At 46.2% G+C, this 5,577-nt stretch carries 4 protein-coding genes and 1 tRNA gene; 2 read left to right on the top strand and 3 right to left on the bottom strand.

Features of this window, described 5'->3' with window-relative positions; genetic code table 11:
• On the top strand, positions 1 to 1,908 hold a 1,908-nt coding region (locus A2517_RS06460), incomplete at its 5' end, for a TonB-dependent siderophore receptor (protein ID WP_294895281.1).
• Between the two features lie 44 nt (positions 1,909 to 1,952).
• On the opposite strand, the gene A2517_RS06455 is transcribed toward A2517_RS06460, so the two are convergent.
• From A2517_RS06455 to mraY, 3 genes are all read right to left on the bottom strand, one after another.
• Positions 1,953 to 2,028 (bottom strand) — tRNA-Phe (locus A2517_RS06455).
• Positions 2,029 to 2,092: 64 nt separating this feature from the next.
• Entirely contained in the window at positions 2,093 to 3,301 is a 1,209-nt protein-coding gene (gene murD / locus A2517_RS06450) for a UDP-N-acetylmuramoyl-L-alanine--D-glutamate ligase (RefSeq protein ID WP_294895280.1), read from the bottom strand.
• Positions 3,301 to 4,359 (bottom strand): phospho-N-acetylmuramoyl-pentapeptide-transferase, encoded by a 1,059-nt coding sequence (gene mraY, locus A2517_RS06445; RefSeq protein ID WP_294895278.1) that lies wholly within the window; start codon positions 4,357 to 4,359, stop codon positions 3,301 to 3,303. The genes murD and mraY overlap by 1 nt, the downstream gene beginning before the upstream one ends.
• 93 nt (positions 4,360 to 4,452) lie before the next feature.
• Between mraY and gpmI the strand changes: the two genes are divergently transcribed.
• The coding region (gene gpmI / locus A2517_RS06440; RefSeq protein WP_294895276.1) for a 2,3-bisphosphoglycerate-independent phosphoglycerate mutase at positions 4,453 to 5,577 on the top strand (1,125 nt) is incomplete at its 3' end.

Here is a 5,577-nt window from a genome sequence, read left to right as displayed (position 1 = left end):
TTACATGCCGATAAGCTTAAAAAAATCGGTATCCGCAATCTGCATGAAGCGATCGGGTTGCTTCCGGGGATCGAAACATCGATTCTCCATACGGGGTGGAAAAAGGTCATTATTCGCGGAGCGCACAACCCCGATACCTTTGTTTTTGACAAATATAAACTCTATATCGACGGGGTAGATGTCGGAAGCGATCTTTACAGCACCAGCTACTTTTATCTCGATTTTCCGGTTGAGCTGATCGAACGTATCGAAGTACTTCGCGGGTCGGCTTCGACGATTTACGGTCCGGGAGCGTTCAGCGGTGCGATTAACGTCATCACGAAAAGTACGCAGAGTGGAACGAGTGATGCGGTATTCGGCTCAATAGGGAGCTATGATTATACCAAAGCCGGATTTGTCAAACATCTCAATATCGGTGAATGGAATGTCGGAATCGACAGCTACCATCAGCACAGCAACAAAACATTAGATGCAGGCAGTTCATTTGTCTCCTCAAATGAACTGGCATATTCCCGTACAGATTACAACAGCTTAGAAAATTTCGAAGATTATTCGATTGGTGTTACGGCAAAAAACAGCGATTTTACCTTGATAGCCCGATACAAATCGGAAGTGACCGATAACTTTTACGGGCTAAACGAAACGCTTGAACCGGTAACTGGCGGCTATCAGCACAATCAAAGCGGTATTTTTGAAGTGCAAAACAGACACCCCCTCGATCATGATCTGAATTTGGAGACGAAAGTCGGAGTGAACTATTACGCTTTTACGTTTGATTCGACGGTGTATCAAGATTATGGCGGAAGCGGTATGATTTTACGGATGAATCCGACCTATCGCCAATTAAATACCTATTTCGATATGAACCTGAAGGGGGAAAATTGTGAAGACCATGCGTGGATGATCGGGATCGGTGCACAAAAGATTAATACGCTGGAGAACGTCTTTGGTGCTACTGTACGTATGCAGCCAGACAGCGGTCCATTTTTCGCCAGCCCTTCTTTGGTGTATATGGAGGGACAATACGGGTTTTTGAATGGCGATAATGATCAATGGATCAAATCTGCTTACGTTCAGGATATCTATTCGATCAACAACGATTGGGACCTCTCTGCCAATGTGCGGTTAGATAATTACGCCTTGTTTGAAACCATGTCCAGTTACCGTTTGGGTACCGTCTATCGGCTTGATGAGGGTAATATCTTCAAAGCGGTTTATGGACGCTCCTACAGAGCCCCTTCGTACGTCGAAGCATTTGAATCGGCACAGGAAGGGTTAAAAAACGGAAATCCGAATTTGACTCCGGAGCTGATCGACACCTATGAACTGGCATATACCCATAAAAATGAGTCTACGATTATACGTACAAACCTGTTTTACTCGGTTATGCAAGATGTGATTGACCGTATAGAAGATGAACCACCCTCTTTTGTCGGGGATTATGCCAACCATAAACAGCGCAACGCCAAAGGGGCAGAGCTGGAGTTTACCCGCCGCTTCGGAAACGGGTCTGAATTGATGGCAAATCTCTCCTATGTGAAAACAGAGTATTTTTCGCCCAGCTATACCAATCCGGTGTTATTTCAAAGTCCTGAGATTTCTGAGGTGTTGAGCAAGGGGTATTTTCTCTATCCGTGGAGTGAAGCATTGAGTTTTAATACGGCATGGTATTACAGCGGTCCTAAAAAGGGATATGATCGTGATAACACTGGTAATGGAGTAACCTACGATTCCACAATGATTATCGATCAGACAATAGCGTATGACATGGATGAATCTTCGACCGTAACGGTGAGTGCTAAAAATCTTTTTAATGAACCGGTGATTTACCCGTCGTATCAAGGGAAAAATGAGGGGTTGCGACGTGAAGGGCGTAATTGGCTGGTAACGTATGAGAAAAGGTTCTAAACTTTAGTGTTGGGTTTTATTTTTTGAGGGAGTTTGAAACGTGGTGGTGGCCAATCTCGGAATCGAACCAAGGACACAATGATTTTCAGTCATTTGCTCTACCGACTGAGCTAATTGGCCACGTTTGTGAGGGTGAAATTATAGCTTCACAAGCTTAAAAATAAGCTTAAAGCCGCTTAAACGACTATTTCGTCGCTTTTGCCAGCTCTTTAAATAGATTGCCCCGTTCTGCATACGAGCTAAATTGATCCAAACTCGCCGCCGCAGGGGAGAGCATCGCGATGCTGTGGCGGTTGTGTTTCTTGCTGATCTGCTCTACTGCCACATCGAGGGTACGACAGAGAACGCAGGGGATATCGTATTGCTTACAGAGTGCTTCGAGACGGAGAGCATTAGCACCGATTGCATAAACACTCAGATCGTACCGTTTAAGCGGTGTAAAGAGCTCTTCGAGTTCTACCCCTTTATCATCCCCTCCTAAAACCAAATGGATCGGATAATCGCTGTAGGTACGCAGAGCGGCTAATGTCGCATCGATGTTGGTTGCTTTGGAATCGTTAACCCAGAGGCGATCACGAGCATCACGGAACTCCTCTTGACGGTGAGGATCAAGGATAAAGGCATTGATACGGTCATAATCACAACGGTCGTAGAGAATTTTATCAATCCCCATCGCGATCATGGCATCCATCAAAAATGCCCCTTTGAATTTAATTTTGCTTGCGTCAAACCCGAAATATGCCGCTAGGTCTTTCTCATCTTCATAGACGATTTTAAACCCTTTTGTCGGGGCATCGGCAAACATCTTCGGCAAAATGACCGCTTCACCCTCTCTCATCATCGAGAGAGGCTTTAATTTGGCGTTGTAATACTCTTCCATACTCCCATGCCAGCTAACGTGATCGGGGGTAACGGGGAGGAGGGCATAGATGTTGGGGCGAGCTACGTTGTTGTAGTGCATACTGAACGAACTCGTCTCCAAAATCCAGATCGGGGCATCGGGTGACAAGTCGGCGAGGGGCGTTCCGATGTTGCCGCCGCTGATAGCCCCTTTATCGCCTAAGAGATGTTCAACCATTTGGGTTGTCGTTGTTTTACCGTTGGTACCGCTGATCCAGATCGAGAACGGCATCTGCGGGGCAAAAAAATCGTATTCACTGATGAGGTGAGTCGCTTTTTGAATTAACGTATGCGACGGAGGAAAACCGGGGGAGGGGATCTCATGGGTAAAGAGACGGGTATCAAACTCGCTGATCGGTTTGAGGGAGTTACCCTCTTCATCGACAAAGGGGACGGTGATTTTGTCATCGAAAAATGTACAAGGGCCGAAGTGTTTTGCGATGGCACGGGTTGTTTTCCCGTAGCCGAAACAGGCGATGTTTTGAGTTTTCATTAGCGAATCTTTAGAGTAATAAGTGCAAAGATATTAGAGAGGAGCGAGATAATCCAGAAACGGACGATAATTTTGTTCTCCGCCCACTGTTTCATCTCAAAATGGTGATGGATCGGTGCCATCAAAAAGACCCGTTTTTTACGAAGTTTATAACTTCCGACCTGCAAAATAACGGAGACGGTTTCGATGACAAAGATAAGTCCGATAAGGATAAGGAGGATTTCACTTTTTCCGATGATTGCCATATAGGCGATAAATGCACCGATAGTGAGAGAACCGCTATCTCCCATAAAGACTTGTGCGGGATGGCAGTTAAACCACAAAAAGCCCAGCAGTGAACCCATCAGCGCACTGGCAATGATCATCACTTCCCCCGCAGGAATTTTAGGCATCAAAAGGTAGTGGGCGAGTGCGGCATTCCCTACAATATAGACGATGATGCTCAGTGAGAGTAGTGCAAAAATCGAAGGAACCGTTGCCAATCCATCTAGCCCGTCGGTGAGGTTGACGGCGTTAGAGGTAGCGATAATGACGAACACCCAAAAAGTGACGCTCCATCCCCCCATGTCAAAAAGACTCGATTTGATAAACGGAACATAAAATCCCGTTTCGAGTTTGGCGACATAGATCAAAAACAATCCTATGGCAATTCCGAAAATTACTTGGAGGGTGAGTTTGGCACGTGCGCTGAGCCCCGCGAGGTTGTCGCCCCCTTTGATTTTTCCCCAATCATCGGTAAATCCGATATAGGCGTAAAAGACAAGGGTAAGTAGTCCGCCGATGACGAAAGGGTTCATAACATTGACCGTCAGTAAAGAGGCGATAACGGTGGCGGCAACAAAGACGATCCCTCCCATGGTCGGGGTTTTAGCTTTTCCCTGATGGGCGCTGACGTATTCGTTGATCGGCTGCACACGTGCAGAGCGTTGCGCCCATGCGATAAAGCGGGGCATAAAAAAGAGGGTGAGAAGCATTCCGATGAAAAAAGCGACCCCTGCGCGGAGGGTAATATACTGAAATAGATTAATGCCGAGAGTCTGGTGAAACCAATATAACATTCTATGAACTCTTTGTGATTAAATTTTAAAAGCAATGCAAAAGTGACATTTTAATATAATCCCCCAAAAGTTTGATTAATCGAAGGAGCCAATTTGAGCAAAAAAACCGTTTTGGTCATTACAGATGGCATCGGTTACTCGCCTAAATGCGATTTTAATGCCTTTCACACTGCCAAGAAACCGACGTATGATCGATTATTTAGCGAAGTTCCCTACTCTTTGATCGATACGTTCGGTTTGAGCGTCGGTCTCCCCGAGGGGCAAATGGGTAACTCCGAAGTGGGACATATGTCGATCGGAAGCGGTCGGGTATTGTATCAGGATCTGGTCAAAATCTCTCTTGCCCTTGAGGAGGGAAAGTTTGCCCAAAATGAAGTCTTTGCCTCATTACTCAAAACCAGCAAGCGACTTCATCTGATTGCTCTGATGTCCGATGGAGGTGTCCATTCTCATATCGATCACATTGCAGGAGTGGCGGAGATCGCTGCCGAAGCGGGAAAAGAGGTGTGGCTCCATCTCATTACGGACGGGCGTGATGTGGCTCCCACTTCGGCAAAACTTTTTTTACATACGATCAATGCACACGGCTATCCGAATGTAAAAATTGGTTCAATCGGCGGGCGATTTTTCTCTATGGATAGAGATAATCGATGGGATCGTGTCCAGAAAGGTTATGATGCCATCGTATGTGCTACCCCTAAAAGCGAACAAAGTGTTGCCGATTACATTGAAAATGCCTACGCTGACGGAGAGAGCGACGAGTTTATTACGCCGAGTGCATTTTACGGATATGAGGGATTTAAAGAGGGGGATGCTGTTTTAACTCTCAACTTCCGAAGCGATCGGATGCGTGAGCTCACGACTGCGATCGGAGATAAAGAGTTCAGTGGATTTGATCGAACATTTGTTCCGACCCATTTGGCCACGATAACGCAGTACGATAAAAATTTCCCTTATCCGGTATTGTTTCCGAAAGATGCCCCTGTCAATACCTTAGCCGAAGTGATTTCGCGTGCGGGATTGCGGCAGCTTCATACGGCTGAAACCGAAAAATATGCCCATGTCACTTTTTTCTTTAACGGCGGTATCGAAGAGCCGTATGAAAATGAGACACGGGTATTGATCCCAAGCCCGCAGGTGAAAACGTATGATATGCAGCCTCAGATGAGCGCACCCGAAGTGGGTGATGCCGTGGTAAAAGCGATGGATGAAGAGATT

The organism is Sulfuricurvum sp. RIFOXYD12_FULL_44_77 (genome assembly GCF_001830725.1).
Lineage (GTDB): Bacteria > Campylobacterota > Campylobacteria > Campylobacterales > Sulfurimonadaceae > Sulfuricurvum > Sulfuricurvum kujiense_A.
The sequence above is the reverse complement of the archived record's forward strand: the minus strand, read 5'-3'. Positions and strand labels throughout refer to the sequence as shown.

Coding starts and splice junctions, on each gene's coding strand:
- murD (WP_294895280.1), bottom strand. CDS start 3,301: ATGAAAACTCAAAACATCGCCTGTTTCGGCTACGGGAAAACAACCCGT.
- mraY (WP_294895278.1), bottom strand. CDS start 4,359: ATGTTATATTGGTTTCACCAGACTCTCGGCATTAATCTATTTCAGTAT.